The sequence below is a fragment of the Agrobacterium sp. CNPSo 3708 genome, assembly GCF_028674915.1.
GTDB classification, from domain to species: Bacteria; Pseudomonadota; Alphaproteobacteria; order Rhizobiales; family Rhizobiaceae; genus Agrobacterium; species Agrobacterium cavarae.
Map to the genome: position 1 here is coordinate 210,470 of NZ_JAQZSF010000002.1, position 21,905 is coordinate 232,374.

The 21,905-nt window shown below is 58.2% G+C and carries 20 protein-coding genes; 10 read left to right on the top strand and 10 right to left on the bottom strand.

Annotation, left to right across the window (positions count from 1 at the left end; all coding sequences use genetic code 11):
- Positions 1-30: 30 nt before the first annotated feature.
- The 4 genes from PVA19_RS03935 to PVA19_RS03950 are packed head-to-tail and all read right to left on the bottom strand — an operon-like array spanning position 31 to position 4,971.
- Positions 31-1,644: an ABC transporter ATP-binding protein gene (locus PVA19_RS03935; RefSeq protein ID WP_274101253.1), complete on the bottom strand. Its 1,614-nt coding sequence runs from the start codon at positions 1,642-1,644 to the stop codon at positions 31-33.
- A complete protein-coding gene (locus PVA19_RS03940) occupies positions 1,641-2,465 on the bottom strand; it encodes an ABC transporter permease (RefSeq protein ID WP_274101254.1) in 825 nt (274 codons plus the stop codon). Before PVA19_RS03940 ends, PVA19_RS03935 begins: the two co-directional genes overlap by 4 nt.
- Positions 2,462-3,409 carry an ABC transporter permease gene (locus PVA19_RS03945; protein WP_274101255.1) on the bottom strand — a complete coding sequence of 316 codons (948 nt, stop codon included), beginning with the start codon at positions 3,407-3,409 and terminating at the stop codon, positions 2,462-2,464. The genes PVA19_RS03940 and PVA19_RS03945 overlap by 4 nt, the downstream gene beginning before the upstream one ends.
- Positions 3,409-4,971 carry an ABC transporter substrate-binding protein gene (locus PVA19_RS03950; protein WP_062599868.1) on the bottom strand — a complete coding sequence of 521 codons (1,563 nt, stop codon included), beginning with the start codon at positions 4,969-4,971 and terminating at the stop codon, positions 3,409-3,411. The genes PVA19_RS03945 and PVA19_RS03950 overlap by 1 nt, the downstream gene beginning before the upstream one ends.
- A 235-nt stretch (positions 4,972-5,206) precedes the next feature.
- Between PVA19_RS03950 and PVA19_RS03955 the strand changes: the two genes are divergently transcribed.
- Positions 5,207-5,473: a CBU_0592 family membrane protein gene (locus PVA19_RS03955; protein ID WP_062424346.1), complete on the top strand. Its 267-nt coding sequence runs from the start codon at positions 5,207-5,209 to the stop codon at positions 5,471-5,473.
- 6 nt (positions 5,474-5,479) lie between these two features.
- Here PVA19_RS03955 and PVA19_RS03960 read toward each other — a convergent pair whose 3' ends face one another.
- Entirely contained in the window at positions 5,480-6,370 is an 891-nt protein-coding gene (locus PVA19_RS03960; protein WP_062424345.1) for a LysR substrate-binding domain-containing protein, read from the bottom strand.
- A 125-nt stretch (positions 6,371-6,495) separates the two neighbouring features.
- The gene (locus PVA19_RS03965; RefSeq protein WP_062441378.1) at positions 6,496-6,789 is read right to left on the bottom strand and encodes a hypothetical protein; all 294 of its coding nucleotides are present in this window, start codon (positions 6,787-6,789) and stop codon (positions 6,496-6,498) included.
- Between the two features lie 150 nt (positions 6,790-6,939).
- On the opposite strand from PVA19_RS03965, the gene dinB reads away from it, so the two are divergent.
- The 8 genes from dinB (at position 6,940) to PVA19_RS04005 (ending at position 16,592) form a co-directional block, all read left to right on the top strand.
- On the top strand, positions 6,940-8,037 hold the full coding sequence (dinB, locus tag PVA19_RS03970; protein ID WP_274101832.1) for a DNA polymerase IV: 1,098 nt from the start codon (positions 6,940-6,942) through the stop codon (positions 8,035-8,037).
- A 3-nt stretch (positions 8,038-8,040) separates the two neighbouring features.
- On the top strand, positions 8,041-8,817 hold the full coding sequence (locus PVA19_RS03975; protein WP_274101256.1) for an exonuclease domain-containing protein: 777 nt from the start codon (positions 8,041-8,043) through the stop codon (positions 8,815-8,817).
- Positions 8,814-9,167 carry a hypothetical protein gene (locus PVA19_RS03980; protein WP_274101257.1) on the top strand — a complete coding sequence of 118 codons (354 nt, stop codon included), beginning with the start codon at positions 8,814-8,816 and terminating at the stop codon, positions 9,165-9,167. The genes PVA19_RS03975 and PVA19_RS03980 overlap by 4 nt, the downstream gene beginning before the upstream one ends.
- 422 nt (positions 9,168-9,589) lie before the next feature.
- Positions 9,590-11,425, top strand: a complete 1,836-nt coding sequence (locus tag PVA19_RS03985) for an ABC transporter ATP-binding protein (protein WP_062600563.1) — start codon at positions 9,590-9,592, stop codon at positions 11,423-11,425.
- A 39-nt stretch (positions 11,426-11,464) separates the two neighbouring features.
- Positions 11,465-13,000: an ABC transporter substrate-binding protein gene (locus PVA19_RS03990; protein ID WP_062424340.1), complete on the top strand. Its 1,536-nt coding sequence runs from the start codon at positions 11,465-11,467 to the stop codon at positions 12,998-13,000.
- 74 nt (positions 13,001-13,074) lie between these two features.
- A complete protein-coding gene (locus PVA19_RS03995; protein WP_062424339.1) occupies positions 13,075-13,998 on the top strand; it encodes an ABC transporter permease in 924 nt (307 codons plus the stop codon).
- A gap of 6 nt (positions 13,999-14,004) precedes the next feature.
- Entirely contained in the window at positions 14,005-14,853 is an 849-nt protein-coding gene (locus PVA19_RS04000; RefSeq protein WP_274101258.1) for an ABC transporter permease, read from the top strand.
- 5 nt (positions 14,854-14,858) lie between these two features.
- Positions 14,859-16,592 carry a M14 family metallopeptidase gene (locus PVA19_RS04005; protein WP_274101259.1) on the top strand — a complete coding sequence of 578 codons (1,734 nt, stop codon included), beginning with the start codon at positions 14,859-14,861 and terminating at the stop codon, positions 16,590-16,592.
- Between the two features lie 20 nt (positions 16,593-16,612).
- Here PVA19_RS04005 and PVA19_RS04010 read toward each other — a convergent pair whose 3' ends face one another.
- Complete coding sequence (locus tag PVA19_RS04010) at positions 16,613-18,190, bottom strand: sulfatase (RefSeq protein WP_274101260.1); 1,578 nt, start codon at positions 18,188-18,190, stop codon at positions 16,613-16,615.
- A gap of 117 nt (positions 18,191-18,307) precedes the next feature.
- Here PVA19_RS04010 and PVA19_RS04015 point away from each other — a divergent pair, with 117 nt between their 5' ends.
- Entirely contained in the window at positions 18,308-19,225 is a 918-nt protein-coding gene (locus PVA19_RS04015; RefSeq protein WP_274101261.1) for a lysylphosphatidylglycerol synthase transmembrane domain-containing protein, read from the top strand.
- Positions 19,226-19,233: 8 nt separating this feature from the next.
- Here the strand turns inward: PVA19_RS04015 and PVA19_RS04020 are convergent, their stop codons facing one another.
- The 3 genes from PVA19_RS04020 to ribA are packed head-to-tail and all read right to left on the bottom strand — an operon-like array spanning position 19,234 to position 21,881.
- Entirely contained in the window at positions 19,234-19,989 is a 756-nt protein-coding gene (locus tag PVA19_RS04020; protein ID WP_274101262.1) for an FkbM family methyltransferase, read from the bottom strand.
- Complete coding sequence (locus tag PVA19_RS04025) at positions 19,986-20,750, bottom strand: CDP-alcohol phosphatidyltransferase family protein (RefSeq protein ID WP_274101263.1); 765 nt, start codon at positions 20,748-20,750, stop codon at positions 19,986-19,988. Before PVA19_RS04025 ends, PVA19_RS04020 begins: the two co-directional genes overlap by 4 nt.
- Before the next feature lie 24 nt (positions 20,751-20,774).
- Positions 20,775-21,881, bottom strand: coding sequence for a GTP cyclohydrolase II RibA (ribA, locus tag PVA19_RS04030; protein ID WP_274101264.1), 1,107 nt, complete (start codon positions 21,879-21,881; stop codon positions 20,775-20,777).
- Positions 21,882-21,905: the final 24 nt, after the last annotated feature.

Sequence of the window (21,905 nt, forward strand, 5' to 3'; positions counted from 1 at the left end):
TCGAACGGCGATCCGAGATCGCCATCGTCCTCAAGCGGCGGGGATTGCGCGTTTTGCCAGCACCCCATCAAGCCAGTCTCGTCGCAGTTCCGGCACTGAGGTGATGAGCTGCTCGGTGTAGGGCTTGTAAGGCGGGGCAAAAACATCTGCGGTTATGCCCGTTTCAACGATCACGCCATGCTGCATCACCATCGTCCGGTCCGCCAGTCTGCGAACGACACCCAGATCATGGGTTATGAACAGATAGGAGACAGACAATTCATCCTGCAACGAGCGCAGCAATCGCAAGATCTCTTCTGCCACGAGGGGGTCGAGCGCAGACGTGACCTCATCGCAGATGATGAGATCGGGACGCGCTGCAAGAGCGCGGGCGATACAGACGCGCTGCTTCTGACCGCCCGAAAGCGCCTTTGGAAGTCGCTCGGCAAAGTCTCGCGGTAGTCCGACAAGATCGAGCAACCGTCCGACCTCGGAGGAGCGCTGATCGTCTTTCATATTGAAATAAAATGACATGGGACGACCGATGATGTCGCCAACCGTCTGTCGCGGATTGAGGGCCACATCCGGTAGCTGGTAGACGAGTTGTATACGGCGCAGCTCTTCCCGGCTGCGCTTCTTGTAGCTATCGGCCAGCCTGTGTCCGGCGAGTGAGATCACTCCCGACGAATGAGGCGGTAGACCCGCGATAACGCGTGCGAGCGTGGACTTGCCCGATCCGGATTCACCGACAATGGCCAGCGTTTCACCGCGGCGTAGCGTCAGATGGACACTGTCCAATACCTTTTTGCGGCCGTAATGAGCCGTCACGTCACGCACATCCAGCAAGACCTCGCCACTTTCGTGGTGAACCCCTTGCCCCGCCATGCTCGTTTCGCGTTCCGAGACAAGACGCTTGGTGTACTCTTCCTGAGGATGCTCGAGGATTTGCTCGGCGCTCCCCTCCTCTACCCGCTTTCCATGGCGCAAGACCGTGATGCTATCGGCCACCTGCGCCACCACCGCCAGGTCGTGCGTGATATAAAGGGCTGCAGTCCTGTACCGCTGGATAAGATCGCGCAGCAGTGCGAGAACCTCGATCTGCGTCGTGACGTCCAGAGCCGTGGTCGGCTCATCCAGCACGAGGATGTCTGGGCGGCATGACATCGCCATGGCAACCATGGCGCGCTGCAACTGACCACCGGAAACCTGATGCGGGTAGCGATTGCCGAAATTGCGAAAATCCGGCAGTTGCAGCGCCTCAAGCAGCTCCAGCATCCAGGCTTGTGCCTCCTGCCGGTTCATGATGCCGTGATAGAGAGGCCCCTCGATGATCTGATCGCCGATTTTCATCGCCGGATTGAAAGCCGCAGCAGCACTCTGTGCGACATAGGCAATACGCGCGCCACGCACCGCTTCACGTCCAGCGCGGCCGATCTTCATCAAAGAGATGCCATCGACGACGATCTCGCCGTCAACGATGCGGCAGCCATTTCGACCGTAGCCCATGGCGGCGAGGCCGATGGTGGATTTCCCCGCCCCCGATTCACCAATGAGGCCTTTGACCTCACCGCGGGACAGGTCGAGATCAATGCCATCGACCAGAATGGCGCCGTTGGGGGCTGCGACCTTCAGGCCACGGATTTGAAGGACCTTGTCTTCGCTCATCGATCCGCTCCTTGAATTGCACTACGGCCCGCCAGCAACCAGTCCACCACAAGATTGATGCCGATGGTCAGGATGGCGATTGCGGCAGCGGGATAAAGCGGCGCATAAAGGCCGTAAAGAATAGCCTGCTGGTTATCTTTCACCATACCGCCCCAGTCTGCGAAAGGCGGCTGGATACCGAGGCCAAGAAACGACACGCCGGCAACGAAAAGAAAGGTGAAGCAGAAACGCAGACCGAATTCCGCAATCAGCGGCGGCAGCGCATTTGGCAGGATTTCCTTGAAAACCAGCCACGAAAGACCTTCGCCCCGCAGACGTGCGGTTTCGGCATATTCGAGAACATTGATCCCTTGCGCAACGATGCGTGCCAGACGAAACACGCGGGTCGAGTCCAGCAGTGCGATGGTGACGATAAGAACCGGGATTGACGATCCCAACGCTTGCAAGACGACCAAGGCCGAGATTAACACCGGAATGCACATGACGGTATCAACGATGCGCGAGAGGATGGTGTCGAGCCAGCCGCCGAAAATAGCGGCGATGAAACCAAGCGTGATGCCGATGGTAAACGACAACAAAGATGCGGCGAGCGAAACGCCGATGGACATCTGCGCGCCAGCGAGAATGCGCGACAGCATGTCCCGGCCATTCTGATCGAGACCGAACCAGTGGGCAGCCGAAGGCGGATCGAAGGGCGATCCAACGATCTCCTCCTGCCCGAAAGGCGCGATATGGGGGCCGGCCAAGAACAGGATAATGTTGAGTGAAATGATGAACAGACCGATCCATGCCGTCGGTGAAACAGTGCGCAGGAATTTCATCGGGCATGCCTCAGGCGCGGATTGAGCGCGATGGCCGTAACGTCGGCAATAATGTTCAAGATGACGTAGGCGGTGCCGAACACGAGCGCCGCCGCTTGCACCAGCGGTAGATCGCGTTTCGAAACGGCATCGACCATGAAGCGACCAAGCCCGTTGTAATTGAACACCGCCTCGACCAGAACGACGCCGGTGATGAGGTAGGCGATATTGAAGGATACGACATTGACGATCGGGGCCGCGGCATTGGGAAGCGCGTGGCGGAGAACGGCGCGCTTCGTGCGTAGACCCTTCAGATAAGCGGTCTCCACATAGGCCTGATCCATGACGGCCAAGACCGCCGTCCGGGTCATTCGCAGCATCTGGGCAACCGTTACCAGAACAAGCGTCAGAGCCGGAAGCGTCGTCGCCTTCAGCCAGTCTCCCATGCTCATTCCCGGATAGGTATCCGCAAGGCTCGGCAGGAGATTGTATTGCACGGAAACGAACAGGATCAGCAGCAGGCCGAGGAAGTACTCGGGAAGCGACACAAAGGCGAGGGCAGCGATATTGACGGCCCGGTCAAAGAGAGTGCCTCTCCAGATCGCGCTCAACAGCCCCAGGAGAACGGCAACCGGCACCGAGATCACGGCAGCGTAGAACGCAAGTGCCATGGTGTTCCAGAACCGTGGCCACAGAAGATCCGCGACGGGCTGCCGGTTGGCGAGAGAATTGCCCAGGTCACCGGTTACAAACCCGCCGAGCCAGGCAAAATATCTATGCAGCAGCGGTTGGTCGAGACCGAGGTCCGTGCGCAGCACTGCTAGAGACTCGGGCGTTGCATTCTGTCCGAGTATTGCTGACGCCACGTCACCAGGAAGAAGCTGCGTGCCGGCGAAAATAAGCGCCGACACGAGCAGTAGCGTCAGAATACCCAAAGCAATGCGCTTCAGGATAAGAATAGTCATTACGCGTCCAACCATACCTTTTCAGCAAGACGAGCACCCATGAAGTTGAACATCGGGTGCGTGGTGACGCCTTTGAGCTTTTTGGAGGTGGCGTCGAGATAATCGCCGAACATCGGGATCATTGCGCCGCCCTCGTTCGAGATCAGCGCCTGAAGCTCGGCATAGATTTCCTTACGCTTGGCATCGTCCAGAAGTGCGCGGGCTTCAATCAGCTTCTTGTCGAAGGTCTCGTTTTTCCAGTGCGTATCGTTCTGTGCCGAGGTGGACTGGTATGCAATGGTCAGCATCTGGTCGGCAGTCGGACGTCCGCCCCAATAGGACATGCAGAACGGCGCCTTCATCCAGACATTGTCCCAGTATCCATCCGCTGGCTCGCGCTTGATCGACACATCGATCCCGCTTTTGGCAGCGCTGGTGCGGAAAATCGCTGCTGCGTCGACCGCGCCGGAGAACGCCGCGTCCGAGGCCGAAATCTCAACCTTCAACGTATCGAGCCCAGCCTGCTTCAAATAGAACTTGGACTTCTCGGGGTCGTAAGGGCGCTGCGGCAGGTCGGCTGCATAAAAGCGATCGGAACTCGGGATCGGATGATCGTTGCCGAGGCGGCCATAGCCACGCAGGGCGGTCTTCAAAAGCTGTTCGCGATCGATTGCATGCTTGATAGCGAGGCGGACATTGTTGTCCTTATAGGGCGCCTGCGTGCAATCCATCAGGAATGTGAAATGCTGGCCACCAGCCGACTGGACGATGTTGAGGTTGGGGTTACGACGCAGGAGATCGACGGTCTTGAAATCGAGCTGGTTGATCGCATGAACCTGACCCGACATCATGGCATTGGTGCGCGCAGCGATATCATTGATGACGATCACTTCGACGGCGTCGACATGCGCGGCGTTCGGCTTCCAATAGTTGGGGTTACGCGTGAAACGCGACCGGACGCCGGGATCGTAGCTTTCGAACACGAACGGCCCCGTACCGACGGGTTTGTTGAAATCCGTCCATCCTTCGGGAACGACAAGGAAGTGGTAGTCGGAGAGAATGTAGGGAAGGTCGGCGTTGCCGCTTTCAAGGACGATCTTGATTTCGCTGTCCGAGACTTTCTCGACGCTTTTCAGCGCAGACGCGATCGAACGCGCTGCAGAGGTGGTCTCGCCGCGGTGGAGATTGATCGAATAGATCACATCTTCGACCGTCAGCGCCTTGCCGTTATGGAAGGTCACCCCTTGGCGCAGCTTGAACACCCACTCCTTGGCACCCGGCTGCGCTTCCCAGCTTTCGAGCAATTCTGGAACCGCGTGATTGTTGGCGTCAATCTCGACAAGACCATTCATGATCATGAAGGCCTGATTGACGGGTACCCAGTCCTTCAAGATGCGCGGATCGAGATTGTCTGTGGTGCTACCGCCGCCGATACCAAGTTTCAGCACGCCCCCTTTCTTCGGAGTTTGAGCGTCTTGCGCGCTGGCCTGTGTGATGAAGCCAGCAGAAAGCGCCGTCAGACCGGCGGCGCCGATGAGGAAGCTACGTCGGTCGAGCGAAAAGGAAGAAGGAGGGTGTGTCATGGTGCAGTTCCCTGTTTTTATCGTCGCCGTTCATGGGACGGCTCTCGGGGGCTTGGCCTATCGTACTCAGCGGTTCGGCACTAGAGACGCAGCCATAAGCTGGGGTATGATTTTTGCGCATGGGGTCATGAAATCAAAGCGTATCCGCTTGTTTGCGAAGCGGAGTACACGAGCGTCGCCGGAATGAGCCGGCGTGGCCAGGCGTCTATACTAGGCGGTTACGGAGTGCGTATAAATGGGGCTTGCGGACATTGTTGGCCTTGCAGGAGCAATTTTCTATCTCATCGCATATGCCCTGCTGCAATTGCGCATTCTGAGCGTTGAAGACGGTCGTTACACCATTCTCAACATCCTCGGTGGCGTTCTCCTGATCTATTCGCTGATATGGAATTTCAATCTTGGCTCCCTGATTTCGCAGGTGGCGTGGCTGATATTCACTTTGATCGGTTACGCACGTTTCATGCTGGATCGTCGGCGCAGAGCGCGCCTCGTACAAGCGTAATGATAATCAGCGAGCGGTCTGCTTGTTGTTTGCAATCAGCCAGTCGGCCACTTCGCGCACGATCTTTCGCTGATGTCGGTCAGCAGGCCGCATGAGATAAAATCGTCCTTCGGATCGCATCGTGTGGCTATGCACCGGAACGAGGACACCGCTGTCCAGTTGATCGCGGATGAGCCATGTCCAGCCGAGCGTCGTGCCGAGACTCTGGGAGGCAGCCGCGACGCACAGACCGTAATCTCCGAGTTTCCAGTGCACTGCATCCTGCGGCGGGGACATCTTTGATGACCGCCACCAATCTCCCCAATCCTGCCACTCCCGCATGGAGTCTTCAATGGAAATGAGGACCGGTGCCTTCTGCTCTTCCAGCAACAATGCGCCAGCGCCAGAGACCGGGACCACTTCTTCCTGGCCAAGCTCAGAGAGCCAAACCCCAATCGGTCTTTCTTTGCGGTAGAAGATTGCAAGATCGAATTCGTCGAGCCGCAAATGTGCAACATCGTCGGTAACGCGCAGCCTGAGTTCAAGCCCTGCAATATCGTTCTTCAGTTTCTTGAGGCGAGGCATAAACCACTGATCGGCGATCCCTCTGGAACAGGCAATTGTGATTTGGCTGGCACCCGTCCAGGAGCGAACACCATCTGTGACACTCGCGATATCGAGGATCAGTCGGGAGACATCGATCGAATAATTCTCGCCAACCGTCGTCAATCGCACGCCTGTCGGCACCCGTTCGAACAGTTTCGAGCCGATGAATGCTTCCAGCTTGCCGATCTGGCGACTGACCGCACTTTGGGTCAGGCCGAGTTCGACGCCTGCACGGGAAAAGCTACCGAGACGCGATGCCGCTTCGAAAACAACGAGCGCTTCAAGTGGCGGCAATCTAGAAAAGGTCTGCATTTTGATCCCTGACGTTGCCGGATCAAATACATCCACAACGCGGGATCATCAACGTCGTTATTGACTTAGGCGGCAAGCTCACTTGCAAGAACGCATGGCTTGCCACCTACGCTTGACGGTTTGCTTCAACGGCCTGAAACGCGGATCGCACCGGCGTCACCAAAACTGCGCTGAACGGCCTGCAGTTGGTCGGCTGCGATATCGACCGAAACTTCGATCTCACCTTCGTGGGGAGCGTCGGCGCGCTTCACGTCGCCGCGTGACGATTCCGTTCCTGTGGTGTTTTCGTCGGAAGCCGACTGGATGAAGATATCCGGGCGAGCAATGCCGTGCTGCTGCACCAAATGTTCGACAGCAAGGTCGGCGGCCTCGCGGGTTTCGAATGTCGCGCGAATGGTACTGGTGGCGTTGTCGGCCATAACGGATCTCCTCAGACATAGTGAGTAGGTCAAACTCTCCATCGGTCCGCTGGTTTCATCAACGCAACAAACTTCTGGCCGCGATGTCTTGGCGCATGCCACCACACATGCTACGTTCTTCTTTTGTTCGAAACAGCTTCTCTGGCCTCCATGAGCTTCAACGACCCCTCGCCGCTTCGCAAGATCATCCATGTGGACATGGACGCATTCTACGCGTCCGTCGAGCAGCGTGATAATCCTGATCTTCGCGGAAAGCCTCTTGCCGTGGGTGGCGCTGCGGCGCGTGGCGTCGTGGCAGCAGCGAGCTATGAGGCGCGCGCCTTTGGCGTGCATTCAGCCATGCCTTCCGTGACCGCAGCACGAAAGTGCCCCGACCTGATTTTCGTCAGACCACGCTTCGAAGTCTACCGCGCCGTCTCGCAGCAGATCAGAGAGATATTTGCCGAATACACGCCATTGATAGAACCGCTATCGCTGGATGAAGCCTATCTGGATGTCACTGAAAATTTGAAGGACATGCCGATCGCGACTGAGATTGCGCTGGAAATCCGCGAAAAGATCAAAAAGGTGACTGGCCTCAACGCATCCGCCGGAATTTCCTATAACAAATTTCTCGCCAAGATGGCGTCGGACCTCAACAAGCCCAACGGTCAGGCAGTGATTACGCCCAAACGCGGGCCTGCTTTCGTCGAGGGCCTCGCGGTAAAGAAGTTTCACGGCGTTGGGCCGGCAACTGCCGAGAAGATGCGCAGATTGGGGATCGAAACTGGTGCCGATCTCAAGGCGCAGACCCTGCAGTTTCTGACACATCACTTCGGCAAGTCGGGGCCATATTTCTATGGCATCGCGCGTGGCATCGACGAGCGCCGGGTCAGACCCGACCGTGTACGAAAATCAGTCGGTGCTGAAGACACTTTCATGCAGGATATTGATGACCTCAGTCTGGCCACCGACGAGTTGAAGCCACTTGCCGAGAAGGTCTGGAGCTACTGCCAGGCCAAAGGTTTCAGCGGCAAGACCGTCACCGTGAAGATCAAGTACTCCGACTTCACGCAAGCGACGCGCAGCAGAAGCAGCGCTGTGCCCCTCGCCAACGGCAACGCGATCCTCGAAACCGCTGCGGGACTGCTTGCGACCGTCTATCCGTTCAAACGGTCCGTTCGCTTGCTCGGAGTCACTCTTTCCTCCCTCACCAACGAGAGCATTTCAGACGATGGGGAACAACCTCAGCTCGGCTTCGATTTATAATCGATGAAAGAGCCTAGGGAAGAGCTGAAGGTATCAGCGCAACGCATCCGCGTGATTGATCTGGAGACCGCCGGTAACGGCGCCAATGATGTTTGCGAAATCGGCTGGCAGGATGTCGCACTCGTAGAAGGGGGACGTTGGGCGCTGACGAATGAGCGCGGCGCCCTCTTCGTCAATCCCGGTCGCCCGATCACGCCCGACACCATGGCCATCCATCATATTCTTGACGAGCAGGTCGCGGACGCCCCATTTTGGAAGGAAGTCGCGCCAAGCGTCTTGCGCCCCGAGGGAGGCGTGGTGGCCTTTGCAGCCCACCGCGCAGCCTTCGAACAGAGATATTGCACGGCTCGGCTGACGGGAGGATTGCCATGGATCTGCACGTGGAAATGTGCGCTGCGGGTTTGGCCCGAATTGCCGCGTTTTTCCAATCAGATGTTACGCTATCTGCGCATGCCGGAAGGCCTGGTGCATGAGATTGGCCTGCCGGCACACCGCGCCATGCCAGACGCCTATGTGACCGCCCATCACCTGCGCGATATGCTGAACGCCGCCTCGCTAGAAGAGCTCTTGGCTTGGAGCGCCGAGCCAGGGCTCCTGCCGCGCGTGCCCGCCGGTCCGGATCGCGGCAAAGGTTGGGACAGCCTGAGCACCGAAACGCTGATCGGTTATCTTCAAGACCGGGATAGCGACGTGCGCTTCAGCGCGCAAACCGAGCTGACAAAGCGCGGTGAAATGGAAACGCAGCAGGACTTGGAACCGGCGCAGGGGTCGTTGCTGTGAGCAGTGGTGAAAAGCCCTTCTCTTACCCTGACACGCCGGATGGTCGGTACTTCGTGCTCCGCGGGCGCCTCTGGCGCAAAAGCGATCCCGCTCTGGATGAAGAGACCAGGATACGGTTGGTCAAGGAACTGATGGCCGCGAGGCGAGCGGTTCGGCAAGCCAAAGGCGATCGTGTAGCGCTGGCGCAAGCGAGAGCGCGGGTCGACGAAGCCAAGATCGCTCTCGGCGAGAGGGGAAAGGTGTGGTGGGACGATGGGGAGCCGGATCTTAATCGGCATCTCGTGAAGAACACAGCCTATGCGGCCTGGTTTTCGCAGCTTGCCGAAGAAGACCGTGACAACGGTGACTGAGCAGATCCAGTCCCTCCATGTTACTCCCGTCGAGCGATCGCGTTCCGCTTCTTCATCCGCGCCCGGCGGCATCCGCTTGAGATGCCTCGAACCTCAAAAGTTCGGCCGAACCGCATCCAGTTTCAAACCGCGTGATCATGCCATGCTACGCAGTGCCCATCGCGTGCACCTCTCGCCCAATGCAAAAGCATGTGACTATTTGTAGGGCAATATGCAAAAATTGTTCAACAGGATGGACAGGATTGTTCGCCTTTGTTAGCGTCGACCTGTATTGTGGAGGAAACCAGTACGATGCTGCTCATCGGCCCCAAAAGCGACCTTGTGACCAATTTTAGCGCCTGCGCAGCCGGCGTGGACGATGCTTATGTCCTTCAACTTTGCGACACTGGCACGGTCCTTGCACCAAGAGTGCTGGTATGAGCATGACGAAGGACATTACTTTTATGGACAACAGCAAGCCGCTCCTTTCCGTCCAAGGTCTGAGTGTTGAGTTTGGCGAAAGCCGCGTCGTGGACGATCTGTCTTTTACGGTGCAGGCGGGTCGGACTGTTGCAGTTGTCGGTGAATCAGGATCGGGCAAGTCCGTCACCTCACTCTCGACGATGCGTCTGGCAGATATGATGGGTGCGACCTATCCGACGGGGAAAATTCTATTTGAAAACAAGGATCTGTTGAAAACTTCTCAGAAGGAGATGCGGTCGATCCGCGGCAAGGAGATCGCCATGATCTTCCAGGAGCCGATGACCTCCCTAAACCCGGTTTTCACCATCGGCGATCAGATCTGCGAAGTGCTGATTTTACATGAGAAACTGAGCAAACAGGCTGCGATGGCACAAGCTCGCTCGCTTCTGGACATGGTGCGTCTGCCGGATGCGGCCGAATTGTTAAATCGCTATCCCCACCAACTCTCCGGTGGCATGCGCCAGCGCGTGATGATCGCCATGGCGCTCGCTTGCCGACCGAAGCTGTTGATTGCCGACGAACCGACGACCGCGCTCGATGTCACCATTCAAGCACAGATCCTCAACATCATGCGCGACCTGCAGAAGAAGCTCGGTATGGGCATGGTCTTCATCACCCACGATATGGGCGTGGTGGCAGAGATGGCCGATGATGTCGTCGTGATGTGGAAGGGCAAAAAGGTCGAGGAAGGTCCGGTCAGGGAGGTCTTTGCCAATCCGAAACATCCTTATACGCGCGCCCTGCTCTCCGCTGTTCCCCGCCTTGGCAGCATGGAAGGCGAAGACTATCCCAAACGCTTGCCGCTGACCGTATTGCAGAATGGCGAGCCCGTCACCGTCGGTGAGGAGCGCGTCCAGGACACGGCGAAATACGATCAAAAGCCGCTTCTCTCCGTCAAAGATCTCTTCGTGCGTTTCGACATCCGCAAGAACCTGTTCGGCAAGACGACCCATCGTCTGAGTGCAGTCCAGAAGGTGAGTTTCGACATTCATGCAGGGGAAACGTTGGCGCTGGTCGGTGAATCCGGTTCCGGCAAGTCCACCATTGGACGCACCATCCAGCAATTGCAAAACGCAGTATCTGGCGAGATCTCCTTCAATGGCCGCAGCTTTTCGCAGATGTCCGCCTCCGAGCGCTTCCGCATGCGCCAGGAAGTTCAATACATCTTCCAGGATCCTTTCGCCTCGCTCGATCCGCGCAAGACAGTCGGCTTTTCGATTGCCGAGCCGATCAACACTCACGGATTGATCAACGATAACAAGGCTGTGAAACGACGTGTGGATGAGTTGCTGGAGCGCGTTGGACTAACGTCCGAACACGCCTCGCGCTATCCTCACGAGTTTTCCGGCGGCCAGCGGCAGCGTGTGTGTATCGCCCGTGCCCTCGCATCCGATCCAAAGCTGATCATTGCCGATGAAGCTCTTTCGGCGCTCGACGTTTCCATTCAGGCCCAGATCATCAATCTCTTCATGGATCTGCAGGCCGAACGCGGGCTGGCCTATCTCTTCATCAGCCATGACATGGCCGTAGTTGAGAAGATGAGCCACCGCGTGGCGGTGCTCTATCTCGGCCAGATCATGGAGATGGGAAGCCGTCGCCAGGTGTTCGAAACCCCGACGCATGATTACACCCGCAGGCTGCTCTCCGCCGTGCCGGTCGCCGACCCGACTATCGAGCGTCGCATCGCCATGATCGAAGGTGAGATCCCCAATCCGGTGCGCCGCGTGGGCGACGAACCACCAATCCTTATCCATCGGGAAATAAACCCAGGCCACTTCATCGCTCAAAGTGCCTGACCGATCCAACGTTCACACCATCTGAAGAGGAAACAGAAGATGAGAATAATCAAAAGGGGAATATCCGCTGCTGTGACATCGCTGGCTTTGGCCAGCGTTGCGTTCGTGGCATCGCCCGCTCTTGCCGCCGGCAAAATGACCATTTCCAGCCCGCAGGATCCGGGTAGCTGGGACCCGATCGACACCTTTCTGGTTCAGTGGGCGGCGGTGGCCACCAACATCTTTGACGGTCTCACCTATCGTGGCCCGGATTTGAAACTGGTACCGGGCCTTGCCGAATCCTGGGAAGAACTGGATGAGGGCAAGCGTATCCGCTTCAAGCTTCGCCAGAACGTCAAGTTCCACAACGGCGAGCCATTTAACGCAGCCGCGGTCAAGTTCACCTTCGAGCGCCTTCTAGGCGAACAGGGTGCCAAGGGCCCACAGCGCTCCAACTATGTGTCGATCGAAAGCGTCGATGTTATTGACGACTACACCGTGGACATGAAGCTGAAGGCGCCCGATCCAGTGCTGCTGACCAAGCTGGCAGGCTATGGCGCCATGATCGTGCCGCCGAAATACATCCAGGAAAAGGGCGAGGACAACTTCAACCTCAATCCTGTCGGCACCGGCGCGTTCAAGTTCGTGTCCTACGCGCCGAAAAACAACATCAAGCTGGAAGCCAACCCGGATTACTGGGGCGGCGCTCCCAAGCTCTCGGAACTGGAATACCGCTTCATCGCCGAACCGGCGACCGCAGTGGCGGAACTTCAGGCTGGCCGTGTGGATCTGGTCATCCCGCCGACCATTCCAATCGGCATGATCCCTGTTATCGAAGGCGACTCCAAACTTGAGATCGTCAGCGTTCCAGGGCCCACGGTCGATGCGCTGCGTTTCAACACGCGCGACGGCGTCACGGCCGATCCGAAGGTCCGCAAGGCGATCATCATGGCGGTCGATCGCGGCACGATCGTGAAGTCGATCCTTGCCGGGCAGGCCTCGGAAATCGCAAGCTTCCAGAGCGCACTGTCCTTTGGCTACGATCCTGAACTGAAGCCGCTGCCATACGATCCGGAAGCTGCCAAGAAGCTCTTGGCCGAAGCCGGTGTGAAGCCGGGCACGACGCTCCAGATCGACATTCGCGGCAATGACGCAACGATGAACGAAGTGGCTCAGGTCATTTCCAGTTACCTCTCGATGGTGGGCATCACTGCGACGATCAAGCCCTACGAAACAAACGTGCTGTTGAACGACATCATCCCGCAGGGCAAGACCGGCGCCATGTTCCAGCAGAAATGGGGCGGCTGGACCTTCGACTACGACAACACGGCCTACTCCATGTACCACTCCGGCGAGAAGTGGAACCCTTACGACAAGGACGAGAAGCTGGACAAGCTGCTGGAATCCCAGCGCCCGCTGACCGACCGTGCCGAACGGGAAAAGATCCTGAAGGAGATCGGCAGTTACACCGCTGATCGCGCACTCGAACTTCCGCTTTACAACACCAATGCCATCTACGGCATGAACAAGCGGGTCAAGGGTTTCGTCGCACCACCGGACAACCGGTTGAAGCTCACCGACGTCACCGTCGAATAAGTCTTTCGACCCTTTGACGCATCGCCTTGCCCGTTTTGTGCGGGCAAGGCAGGACATTTCTCAAGGAAAAGCTCGTGGCCGGTTTTCTCATCAAGCGATTGCTGCAGGCGATTTTTGTCGTCATCGCCATCACCCTTCTCGTCTCCTTCGCAATTCGTCTGACGGGCGATCCCGCGGTCACCATGTTCCAGGGCGGCGGCAGCATGACGGAGGACGATCTTGCGCGCATCCGTGCGGCGCTTGGCACCGACCGGCCATTCTTCGTCCAGTATTTCAGCTTCCTGAAGGGGCTCGTGACGCTTGATTTCGGACGCAGCTTTACCGGCAGCACCCCTGTTTCGCGACTGATTGCAGACGCACTCCCAGCCACACTGGCGCTCGCCTTCATCTCTATGGCTGTGTCGATTGCGCTTTCCATTCCGCTTGGGATCAAGGCTGCTACGTCACGCGGCAAGACGGCGGATCAGGTGATCCGCATCTTCTCGCTCGTCGGCCTGTCGTTTCCGAACTTCTGGCTCGCAACCATGCTGGTTCTACTCTTCTCGATCACGCTCGGCTGGTTGCCACCGAGCGGCATGGGCGGATTTGCAAGCTATATCATGCCGGCCGTGACAATGGGTGTCATCCTGACAGCGACCAATGTTCGCCTAGTCCGCACCGCAATGCTCGACACCTTGCGCTCGCAATATGTGATGGTGGCACGCGCCAAGGGCTTGAGCGAAAACAAGGTGCTCTACAAGCATGCCCTGCGCAACTGCGCCATTCCGCTCATCACCTATTTTGGCCTTCAGTTCGGTGGTCTGCTCGGCGGCATCGTCGTCATCGAGCGCGTCTTCAACTGGCCTGGGCTCGGTACGCTTGCCTTCGATGCGGTCGGCGCTCGTGATTATCCGGTTCTCCAAGCCGTCATCACTGTCCTGTCGCTGATGATCGTCGGCATCAACCTTCTGGTCGATATTGCCTATGGGCTTGTCGATCCGCGCATCCGCACGGAGTAAGAGACGATGGCTGCCAACACCTCGCGCCTCTCGCGCTTCAACAGTCTTGAATTCATCCTTGGCGCAACGCTGACGGTCGTGATCTGCCTTGCCGTCGTTTTCTCTGATGTCCTCTTTCCAGGTGGCGCGGAGAAAATCGATCTGATGGCGCGGCTCGCAAAGCCGTTTGCGAATGCCGCCCATCCATTCGGCACCGACCCGCTTGGCCGTGACGTGCTGGCCCGCGTCGTCGCCGGCGGCAAAATCTCACTCCTCGTTGGCTTCACCTCTGTCATCGGCGCGGTGATCTTCGGCGTGGCGGTCGGGCTTGTGGCGGGTTACTACCGCGGCTTCTGGGACATGCTGGTGATGCGCTTTGCAGACATCCAGCTTGCCATGCCCTTCATCCTGCTCGCGATCACCTTTATCGCGATCGTTGGGGGCAGCCTCGCCAATACCATCATCCTGCTGATCGTCTCGCAGTGGGTGCAATATGCCCGCCTCGTGCGCGGCTCGGTGCTGACACTCAGGGAGCGCGAATTCATCCTGTCGGCCCGTGCTATCGGCGTGAAGGACTGGCGCATCATCCTCCAGCACCTGCTGCCAAACCTGATCGGTCCCGTCATCGTACTGATGACACTGAATGTTGCCAACAACATCCTGCTCGAAAGCAGCCTCACCTTCCTCGGCCTCGGCGTCGATCCCACTATCCCAAGCTGGGGCGGCATGCTGGCGGACGGGCGGACCTATCTTCAGACCGCATGGTGGGTCAGCGTCTTTCCAGGCTTGGCGATCCTTCTGACCGTTCTCGGTCTCAACCTCCTCGGCGACTGGCTGCGCGATAGCCTCGATCCGACCGGCAGAACCTCGAGGTAATCGCCATGAGCCCGCTTTTAAACCAGACTTTCACGCGAACGCTGGACGCTATTGTCGAGCTCGCCATTCCGGGCCAGCCGCTGGAAGCCTGGACCTACGACGACACGGAAAGCCGGAGAGAGGCGGAAAGACGGTTGCAGGAGAAGGGCGTAACTGCCCGCATTCGCAGCGCTTACAAACCTCTTCTCTTTGCCTTCCTGGAAGAGATCGACCTCGATAGTGTCGAGGCGATCGAAGTGCACTATCCCGTCCATGCCAACGCCCCGGCGAACCGCTTCCGCCTGGAGGCCTATCCGCTCGCGGCTCTGGTTGGTGAGGCGAAGATTGACTTCATTGCCCGTAACGACGGTGACTTTCATTATGATGTCTCGCTGAAGCGTGGGGAGCGGATCGAGAGCGTGACCGTCCTCGCGCCGAACCGGGTGCATACGGACATCGTCGGCGAAATCAATGTCTCGCCCACAGGCTGGTTGAAGCTTGGCGGGAAGCCGGGCGAGCGACTGGCGACGGATTACGAGGAGCTCTTCGAAGCCGGTATCAAAGCCGTAGCCGATCATGCCTGGGGTGATCAGGAGCCCTATTTCGAAGAGCTGAACATCCGCGTTGTTCACCCCGCGAAAGACATCTCGTTGCCGGCCGGCGATGAGGTCGTCAGCCTTCGCGAGGCGCTGCACGAGGATTTCTATTTTTCGCTTCTCGAATTTTTCCAGAAAAAGTCAGGCCGCCCATTGGGTGATCGAGGTCTGAGACCGGGACAGATCGTGCCTGAAATCGCCAAGAGCAATGGCGAAATTTCTGTTGTCATCGAGACGCGGGCGCTTACCACAGGTTTCTCAGACGGGGATGAGCAGCCGATCGACACCGCTCAAGAGCCGATTGCGGAAAGCCAGGTCAGGAAGCTCCTGGCCGAAGTCGGCGGAGACGCTTTCGAAGCACGGTCCCGTTCCGGACGCATCCTATCTGCCCGCTACAAATTCGGCGACGATGCCGCGGTGATGATCAGCGGCGGGCAACATCCGAACGAAACGACGGGCATTGTCGGCGCTCTTCGCGCGGCCCGGAAGCTCGGCGAGAGGAAGCAGGCCCACTTTACGATATCGCCGCTGGAGAACCCCGACGGATATGCCGTGCACCAGCGTCTTCGCCTCGACAACCCGCGCCACATGCACCATGCCGCACGTTACACCGCACTCGGCGACGATCTCGAATATCGGACCTCCGAGAATGCAGGTACCAACCTGTTCGAGAAGGAAATCCGTTTCAAGGCTGAGGAAAGGAGCGATGCCAAGCTGCATGTGAACCTGCATGGCTATCCCTCGCATGAATGGACGCGACCGCTTTCCGGCTATGTGCCGCGCAACTTCGCCATGTGGACATTGCCGAAGGGCTTCTTCCTCATCATCCGCCATCACCCGGACTGGGAACGTCAGGCCGAAGCGTTACTGGACAGGGTGACCCGTCATCTCGGTGCTATCCCCGGGCTTCTCGATTACAACAACCGCCAGATCGCGCTCTATGAAATCCACGCTGGCGAAACCGGTTTTCGGATCATCAACGGCTTCCCCTGCCTCTCATCCGTCGATGATCGGCATACCGTCCCGATGACCCTGATCACGGAGTACCCGGACGAAACGATCTATGGCGACGATTTTATCACCGGCCATACAGCGCAGATGGAAACAGTTCTCTCGGCCTATGATGCCTGGCAGGATATCATGCGCGAACGCGCATCCGCCTGATGCAGGCAGGCGCGCCTTTCTCAGGGCGCGCCACTGAAGGTGTCGATCAGAGTTTGGCGAAGCGTGCTCATCGGTTGCTCCTTCGTCGTGTCAGCGGGCATCATACCGCTGGCAAATCCCTCGGCTTCGAAGCGCGCAACAAGGTCTGCATCATCGCTGACTATATGCACCGGCACCGCGCGTGACGCACCCTGCCCCGTGATGATCGACGCCGGCTGGTGATCACCGAGGATGACGTAGACCACATCTCGGCGCTGCCTTTCCATGAACTCCCCAAGCGTCGCCAGAGAATAATCGATGGTCTGTATATATTGGCGACGCACCCGGTCTGGGACGGCCCAGACGACGGACGGCGGGTCGCCGCTGACAGCCTGGTCGTTAAAGGCAGAGCCATCGCCGACCTTGTCCCAATCGATGAGCGTCGGCACCGGGGTCCAGGGCGCGTGGCTGGATATGAGCGCAATCTCGGCCATGACCCGTTGTCCGCGCTCATGGGCAGGCTTTAGCGCCAACCGATCGAAGGCAGACAGGGTGTATTGATCCGGCATCGTGACCCAGTTGAATGGCTTGCCACGATATTGAAGGCCGGATGCCGACAGGATCTGGTCGTAGCCAAAATAGTCCGCTTCCGGCCACGCCATGGTGATCGCCGGCATGACCGCCACACTGTGCCATCCGGCTTGAGAAAACAGCCGGTTCAAGCTCGGCTGGTGACTGATCATCAGCCTATCGTAGCGTGCCTGACTATCGACCCACAGCCCGGACAGCAAGGTGCCGTGAGCAAGCCAACTCAGACCTCCAACCGTTGGAGACGTGACCCAGCCACTGGCCGCGTGTAAGCCCGCGGCTCCGAGCTGCTGATCGATGGCACCGAGCCGCCGACCTGTGACATCGGCGTAAAGAGGATCTTCGACTGCGGACCGCCCGTAGGATTCCACGAAGACCAGAATGACATCCTTGCCCTTGGCCCTCTGGAAAAGGTCGCCTCCACTCGTCGGGCCGAGCCCGGTCGCCAGCTCCTTTTCGAAAGCTTGCATATCCTCCGCGGAGCGGACAACGAGGCTCAGTCTGTTCGACAAATAGACGGGCGTGCGAAGATCGACCCAAGGCAAGCCGAGCCACATCAGCCCCGCCCCGATCACAAGGATTGCCGCAAACGCCGCAGTCAAAATCCGCCGCGTCGATCCCGGTGCGCTGGCCATCCATTTGAGCGACCTCAGAAAGATGCTTGCGACAAGAAGGAAAAGCAGACCGCCGCCGATCAGCGCTGCGAGCGCTGCCGGTGTGCCGATCGTACCTGAAATCAGGTTCCAGCCATCCTTCAGCATCTTCAGATCGAGATAGGGATTGAATGGGCGCTGGAAGGCGGACTGGACGCCGATGTCAGCCAGCTTCAGGAAAAGGACGAGAAAGACAATAAAGCCGCATAAGAAAATCACGATGCGCCGCAGCCAGCCCCTCGTCAAAAGCGTGAGAAGGCCGATGAGTGCCCATTCGAGCGGTAGCCTCGCGAACGCTCCCATACCGAACGCGTCGGGGTGATCAGGCAGGTTGAAAGCGAGCAGTGCAGCAAAAGAGAAAAGCAATGCGCCGATCATGGCTTTCAAGTTAATGTGTTTTCGGCTGAACCCGATTTTCCCGTTCACTTCAATCCACTCTCAATGCAGTGCGTATCACTGAGCTGGAAAAGCAGCCAAAATGCAAAGGTCTTCCGCTTGAACAAACTGCGAATAGTCGTCTCTTTCATCACGCTTGCTTTTCTGGCGGCGATCGTCCTGAGAACAGATTTGAATGCTCTTGGACACTCGCTCTCCCACACCTCGTGGATCGTTGTCGCAGTGTGCCTTGCGCTCGTCCAGCTGCAAATCGTTCTGTCTGCACTTCGCTGGCGTTTCACCTCCCGCCGTCTTGGGCAGGACATCGCCCCGTTGAAGGCAATACGCGAATATTATGTCGCAAGTTTTCTCAACCAGACGCTCCCTGGCGGCGTGGGTGGAGATGCGATCAGAGCGTGGCGCATGCGGGGTGACGAACCCGGCGGCTGGCGGCAACCTGCCAAGGCAGTGATATTCGAGAGACTATCCGGACAGATCGCATTCTTCATTCTTGCGATCGTCGGCCTCAGCGTCTGGCCGTTGGTGACGCAAACGGATTTCGACCAACAGCTGCGGCACTACCTCTTGTTCGCCGGCGCATTGCTTCTGGCCGCGATCGCTGCTCTTTATGTCGCCAAGCCCAAGTGGGCCACGCAAAACGCGTTGCGTGAAGGCCTCGCCGAAGCCTTCGTGCGGCGGCGAGCCTGGATCGTGCAATCCACGACAAGTGCGGGCGTGCTTTCGACCTATGTGATCATATTCTTTATTGCCGCTGGCGCGACGGGCGCGCAGCTGCCCTGGGTCGCCTGTCTGACCATTATTCCCTTCTGTCTCGTGGCAATGCTCATCCCGACAGGCTTTGGCGGCTGGGGCACGCGTGAGGCTGCGGCAATGGCGCTCTGGCCGTTGTTGGGAGCCGCACCGCTCGATGGACTGGCGGCGAGCATCACCTATGGCTGGCTGTCGCTCCTTGGCACGGCGCCCGGCGTGATCTTTCTTGCCGCGAGCGCCTTGAAGAGACGACCGAGCCACGCCTGACCACTGCCTCACCGACGATCGATCCGCGCATAGACGTCGCCCGATTTGGCATCGGCCGGTATGGCAGCAAGTTCCGTCAACATCTGGCTTCCCGTTTTCCACCCTTGCGAAACGAAGCGATGCGTTTCGCCCTCGACGCGATTGAAACGATAGTCGCCGATCGAGGCAAGCTTTGCGATTGCGTCATTGGCAACCGACGGCATGGCGGGAATATACTCGAACGCAATCAGGTCGATGGGCTGGCTCAGGCCTGCCAGAACCGCGGCTTCGGCGCCTTCCACATCGATCTTGATGAAGGCGGGCACCCCGTATTTTTCGATGAGATCATCCAGTCGCACCATGGGCACGGTGACCTTCCCATCCCACTTGACGTGGGAGAACCCTGCATTTTTCTTAACCGCCTCGACAAAGCTGGACGAAACGCTTGTGACCGTTGGGTGACGGCTGGAGATCAGCAGATCGACGCTTCCTCGCTTTGCACCGACAGCCACCCTTTCGAAGCCTTCAAGCTCATTGCCAAGATGCTTTTCGACGAAGTCCGCAAACAAAGGCTGGGGCTCGATTGCGACGACCCTCGCTCCGATCTCGATCAGCGTTCGGCTGCGGCTTCCCACGTGAGCGCCGATGTCGAAGACAAGCTGTCCGGGAGAGACGAGAGATCGGTAGAAGCGCTTCAATCCAAATCGCCGCCACGGCTGGCCGTAATAAACGACGAGAGAGCGAGCAAGACCGAGCGATGACGATAGCGTCCTGGCCACCGTCATGCGCTCACCCGGTTGCGCACGAGATAAACGATGTCTGCTGCAAATGAGTAGACGAGCGCCAAGAGTGCCGCCTCCGCCAGATAGTTCGAGACTGGAGCAACCACGGCTGGAACGAGGATGAGGCACAGGATCGACACCTGGACCACACAGACGAACTTGCGCCTGATCGATGAAGGAAGGTCAGCCGCGAGCGCCGGAAGAAGCCAACCGGCCGTGACGAAGAAATACCGCATCAGTCCGATCAGCAGCACCCAGGCACCCGCCTTGTCCAAAAGAGCGGCCGCGACCGAGAGGATGAGGATCAGGAAGGCATCGACTTCCATATCGAAGCGAGCGCCAAGCTCAGATTCTTGACGATACCGCCGTGCGAGATAGCCATCTATTCCGTCAAGCGCCAGCGCCACCACAACGACACCAACAAGAATCCATAAGACCGTGTCCGCTTGCTGCAGACTTTCGAAACAGAGCACAGTTGCTGCAGTCAAACTCACGAGCGAGGCTCGAATGGCCGTCACCGTATTGGCATAGCCGAACCGCCGATGCGGATATTGCGGAAGCAGGTAGAGCACGAAGGCAAATATTGCCGAAAGGGACAGCGTTGCGGCAACAACAAAATCCCACCCCAGCGACATTTCCACACGCACCAAAACCGCGACGGCGATGGTGCCGAGCAGCAGGCAGGCGAGATTTGCCAACGTGTTTTTCACGAGAGGCCTTCGGTCTCTCAAGGTCGCGAGCGACTCGCCCTGTATTAGTGCCATTTTTATCCTCCCGGGATCATGGACTTATTCGGCTGCGACCAGCGTTTCAAGGTCCATCAGATGCCCGGCACGAACGGTCTTGGTGCGGAGGTAGTTCTGGTTCTCGGCGGTGACGGTGCCCGTTACCGGAGCACGCGCCTCCACCTCAATACCTCCGGCACGAAGGCCGTTGATCTTGGTTGGATTGTTCGTATAGACGGCGACCTTCTTGATGTTCATGTGACCCAACATCGCAACAGCCGCTTCATAACGACGGTGGTCCTCGGAAAGACCAAGTTCGGCGTCAGCGTCGATCGTGTCGAGGCCGAGATGCTGATAGCCATAGGCACGCATTTTCGCCCCGATACCGGTACCGCGACCTTCCTGGTCAAGATAAAGCAGCACCCCACCGCCAGCCTGCTTCAACAGCGCGAGACCATTGCGCAACTGATCCCCACAGTCGCATTTCAGCGAGTTGCAGAGGTCGCCCGTAATGCAGGACGAATGGATGCGGATCGGCACGGTGCGCGACACGTCCGGATTGCCAACGACAATCGCAACCTGATCTTTTTGCGCAAGACCGCCGCGAAAAACGACGAACTCGGAATTGCCCAGGTCTTTGAGTGGAACGCGCGTTCTTACCACCTTCTCGAAGCGCTGGAGCGCCATTTCTGTATTCAGCAGGCGTGAAGCAGAGAGCTCGCAGCATCCGGCAAAACGCTCAGGTGAGGAAGAAACATCGGCCATGACCATAGCAGGCAGAAGAAGCGCGACACGCGCCAATTCTGCCGTCTGCGATGCAAGTTCGTCGGCTGTCGTCCAACTCTGGGGACGGTCTGCGCCAAGAACGTAGGACAGCCGCGACGCCTCCTCGAAGCTGACGCCCGAAAGCGGCGTGAGTACGTCTCCACCACCCGCAATGCCCAGGCGCGTTGCGCGCGGTGCAGTGAGAAGGAGAGAATGGTTGTTTTCGGTCGCCATCGCAAACTGGTCGTAAATAGAAGGCGCAACGGCATCCAGTGCAAGAACAGCGAGGCGTCGCTCGTTTGAGGAGAAGAGGATTGGGCGACCGTAGCGGAGTTCTGAGACGGCGCGCTCGACTTCGATCTCTGGGGTGGAAAACTGAAAAGCAGCATGGGTGGCAGACGACATGTGACATACTCTCCCTAGACGGTT